General features: G+C 69.5%; 4 protein-coding genes. 1 reads left to right on the top strand and 3 read right to left on the bottom strand.

The window, feature by feature from the left end; translation table 11 throughout:
• Positions 1–213: 213 nt before the first annotated feature.
• Entirely contained in the window at positions 214–711 is a 498-nt protein-coding gene (locus ACFWVD_RS28055) for a DUF1772 domain-containing protein (RefSeq protein ID WP_030390495.1), read from the top strand.
• A 61-nt stretch (positions 712–772) separates the two neighbouring features.
• Here the strand turns inward: ACFWVD_RS28055 and ACFWVD_RS28050 are convergent, their stop codons facing one another.
• The 3 genes from ACFWVD_RS28050 to metF all read right to left on the bottom strand — a co-directional run.
• Positions 773–1,396 carry an anthrone oxygenase family protein gene (locus ACFWVD_RS28050; protein WP_379247842.1) on the bottom strand — a complete coding sequence of 208 codons (624 nt, stop codon included), beginning with the start codon at positions 1,394–1,396 and terminating at the stop codon, positions 773–775.
• A gap of 143 nt (positions 1,397–1,539) precedes the next feature.
• Positions 1,540–2,931: an adenosylhomocysteinase gene (gene ahcY / locus ACFWVD_RS28045; protein WP_379247840.1), complete on the bottom strand. Its 1,392-nt coding sequence runs from the start codon at positions 2,929–2,931 to the stop codon at positions 1,540–1,542.
• 5 nt (positions 2,932–2,936) lie between these two features.
• A partial coding sequence (gene metF / locus ACFWVD_RS28040; RefSeq protein WP_379247838.1) for a methylenetetrahydrofolate reductase [NAD(P)H] occupies positions 2,937–3,878 on the bottom strand: 942 nt, incomplete at its 5' end.

The following is a 3,878-nucleotide window of genomic DNA, read 5'->3' as shown; positions in this document are numbered from 1 at the left end:
ATCCCCTGCCGCGGGCCGGCCGCCGGAGGCGCGAGCCCCCCTCGTGGCTCCGGCTCCGCCCGTCGCTCAAGACATGCTGGAGGGTCGCTCGATTCCCCCGCGACGCGGGCCGCCCCCGCCCGTATAGTCGCCATGACTTGACGATTCGATGACCCGTTCCCGAAGAATCGATGACCGAGAAGCTCCGTGGACGGGCGAGCAGGGGGACACACGATGGAGACCGCACGCCTGGCCTCGCTCATCGCCGCCACGGTCACGATGGGGTTGGTCAGTGGCCTGTTCTACGGCTTCTCCGTGTCCGTGATGCCGGGGTTGAAGCGCACGGACGACCGGACGGTCATCGAGGTCATGCAGCACATCAACAAGGCCATTCTCAACGGCTGGTTCGTGCTGGGCTACATCGGTGCGTTCCTGTTCACGGCTCTGGCGCTGGCGCTGCACATTCCCTCGGACGGCCGTGACGTGCTGCCGGCGCTGATCGCGGCCCTGGTCTGCTACATCCTGTCGATGGGCCTCACCAACAAGGTGAACATCCCGTTGAACAACGCGCTGGAGAAGGCCGGTCCGGTCGCCCGGATCGGGGACCCGGCCGCGGTGCGCCGCGCCTTCGAGGGGCCGTGGACGCGGGCCAACGTCTGGCGGACGCTGCTGTGCACGGCCGCGGTCGGTTTCCTGGCCTGGGCCCTGTACCTGCACGGGCAGAGCGGCTGAAGACGTACGGGAGTCCCCCGGCCGGGGCGGCCGGGGGACTGCGGGGCGCGGGACTCGCCGTTCAGCGGGTGGCGCGCCCGTAGAGGACCAGGGCGCGGGAGAGGGCGGTGAGGGCCACCGTGCACAGCAGGGTGCGGATGATGTTGGTGGAGACCCAGGTGCTCTTGAACTTCTCGACGATGGAGAAGTCGGTCAGCTTCGTGGCGTCGCCCGCGTCGGCGAGTTCGTTGTTGAGGGGGATGTTCACGGAGAAGGTGATCATCAGGACGACGAGGTAGGCCACGGTGGCGACGGCGACCCAGACGGCGACGTTGCGGCGGCCGGCCCGGAACTCGACGATCGCGGAGGCGGCGGCGATCAGCAGGGCGAGGACGAACACCATGCCGAAGAGCCCGTTGCCGTCGATGGCGGCGTTGAAGTTCTGCATCGCCGTGACGTAGGTGCGCTGGTCGCCGGCCGCAAGCCCCGGCATGACCGAGACGTCGAAGGCGAAGAAGAGTCCTGCCATCAGGCCCACGAAGACCGTGGAGACCAGGAGGAGGACGGTGGCCGCCTTGCCGCGCCCGGCGGCCTGCGGCACGGATGCCGGCGGGCCGGGCTGCGCCCAGGCGCCGGGCGGGGCCGCGTAGGGACTCGGGCCGCCGGCGGGGTGCTGCTGGGGGCTACCGGGCGGATTGGGGTTCATGGGTCATCCTCATCTGCGGTGGTGGGAGTTGTGCTCGCCCTCGGCACGGACATTTTGATCGTGGCATTCCCCGGGGTGCCCGGCCATGGGGTTTCCACCGGCTCTCGAGCGGTGCTCGAGAGCCGGTGGCGTGATTCGTTCGGTCAGTAGCGGTAGTGGTCCGGCTTGTAGGGGCCGTCGATGTCGACGCCGATGTAGGCGGCCTGTTCCGGGCGCAGGGTGGTCAGCTTGACGCCGAGGGCGTCGAGGTGGAGGCGGGCGACCTTCTCGTCGAGGTGCTTGGGCAGGACGTAGACGTCGGTCGGGTACTCCTCGGGCTTGGTGAAGAGCTCGATCTGGGCGAGGGTCTGGTCGGCGAAGGAGTTCGACATGACGAAGGAGGGGTGGCCGGTCGCGTTGCCGAGGTTGAGCAGGCGGCCCTCGGACAGGACGATCAGGACCTTGCCGTCGGGGAACTTCCAGGTGTGGACCTGCGGCTTGACCTCGTCCTTGACGATGCCCTCGATCTTCGCGAGGCCGGCCATGTCGATCTCGTTGTCGAAGTGGCCGATGTTCCCGACGATCGCCTGGTGCTTCATCCTGGCCATGTCCGAGGCCATGATGATGTCCTTGTTGCCGGTCGTGGTGATGAAGATGTCGGCCGTCTCGACGACATCGTCGAGGGTGGCGACCTGGTAGCCGTCCATCGCCGCCTGGAGCGCGCAGATCGGGTCGATCTCGGTGACGATGACGCGGGCGCCCTGGCCGCGCAGGGACTCCGCGCAGCCCTTGCCGACGTCGCCGTAGCCGAAGACGACGGCGGTCTTGCCGCCGATGAGGACGTCGGTGGCGCGGTTGATGCCGTCGATGAGGGAGTGGCGGCAGCCGTACTTGTTGTCGAACTTGGACTTGGTGACGGCGTCGTTCACGTTGATCGCGGGGAAGAGGAGGGCGCCCTCGCGGTGCATCTCGTAGAGGCGGTGGACGCCGGTGGTGGTCTCCTCGGTCACTCCGCGGATTCCGGCGGCCAGGGTCGTCCAGTCGATGCTCGTCCGGCCCAGCAGGTCGAGGACCAGCGCCATTTCCTCGTTGTCGGCGGTGGAGGGGTCCGGGACGCGGCCGGCCTTCTGGTACTCGACGCCCTTGTGGACCAGGAGGGTGGCGTCGCCGCCGTCGTCGAGGATCATGTTGGGGCCTGCGTGTCCGGGCCAGGTCAGCGCCTGCTCGGTGCACCACCAGTACTCCTCCAGCGTCTCGCCCTTCCAGGCGAAGACCGGGATGCCGGCGGCGGCTATCGCGGCGGCGGCGTGGTCCTGGGTGGAGTAGATGTTGCAGGACACCCAGCGGACCTCGGCGCCGAGCGCGACGAGGGTCTCGATGAGCACGGCCGTCTGCACGGTCATGTGCAGCGAGCCGGTGATGCGGGCGCCGGCCAGGGGCTGCGTCTGGGCGTACTGCTTGCGGATCGCCATCAGGCCCGGCATCTCGTGCTCGGCCAGGGTGATCTCCTTGCGGCCGAACGCGGCAAGGGAGAGGTCTGCGACCTTGAAGTCCATGGGTTCTACTCCGTGATGGTGGTGGCTGGGTCGTGGCTGGGGTTCAGGTTCTGGTGGATCTCTAGCGTCGCGGTGGACTTGTTGAGGGTGATGTAGTGCAGGCCGGGTGCGCCCTCGGCGAGGAGGCGCTCGGACATGCGCGTGGCGTAGTCGACGCCGATGCGGTGCCCGGCCGCCGGGTCGTCCTTGGCGGCTTCCAGCCGCTGGGCGAGGGCGTCGGGGAAGCGGGCGTCGCTGAGCTCGGCGAAGCGCCGGATCTGGCGGAAATCGGTCGCCGGCATGATCTCGGGGATGATCGGGGTCAGGCAGCCGACGGCCAGGAGCCGGTCCCGCAGCCGCAGGTAGTCCTCGGCGTGGAAGAACATCTGGGTGATGGCGTAGTCGGCGCCGGCGTGGCACTTGGCGGCGAAGTGGCGGATGTCCTCGGTCCAGGAGGGTGAGCGGGGATGCCGCTCGGGGAACGCGGCGACGCCCACGGTGAAGTCGCCCAGCCGGCGGATGAGCGAGACCAGTTCGTGGGCGTGGGTCAGGCCGTCCGCGTGGCGCATCCACTCCCCCTTCGGGTCGCCGGGCGGGTCGCCGCGCACGGCGAGCATGTTGCGGATGCCGGCGTCGGCGTACTGGCCGATGATGTTGCGCAGTTCGGCGGTGGAGTGCCCGACCGCGGTCAGGTGTGCGACCGGGCGCAGGGTGGTCTCGGCGGCGATGCGCTTGGTGACCTCGACGGTGCGGCTGCGGGAGGAACCGCCGGCGCCGTAGGTGACGGAGACGAAGGAGGGGGCGAGGGCCTCGATGCGGCGGATGGCCGCCCACAGGGTGCGCTCTCCCGCGTCCGTCTTCGGGGGGAAGAACTCGAAGGAGAAGGTCCGCCGGCCCTGGGCCAGCAGTTCCCGGACGCCGGGCGGGGCGGGGGCGCGGGCGGGGGTCGGTGCGGGGGCGGGGGCGCG

Source organism: Nocardia sp. NPDC058666, assembly GCF_042714895.1.
Taxonomy (GTDB): Bacteria; Actinomycetota; Actinomycetes; order Mycobacteriales; family Mycobacteriaceae; genus Nocardia.
Note: the sequence above shows the minus strand (reverse complement) of the source record. Positions and strands in the feature narration are given on the sequence as shown.

What these genes read in the sequence shown, in the direction of transcription:
- ACFWVD_RS28055 (WP_030390495.1), top strand. Translation starts at nt 214, where the DNA reads ATGGAGACCGCACGCCTGGCCTCGCTCATCGCCGCCACGGTCACGATG.
- ACFWVD_RS28050 (WP_379247842.1), bottom strand. Translation starts at nt 1,396, where the DNA reads ATGAACCCCAATCCGCCCGGTAGCCCCCAGCAGCACCCCGCCGGCGGC.
- ahcY (WP_379247840.1), bottom strand. Translation starts at nt 2,931, where the DNA reads ATGGACTTCAAGGTCGCAGACCTCTCCCTTGCCGCGTTCGGCCGCAAG.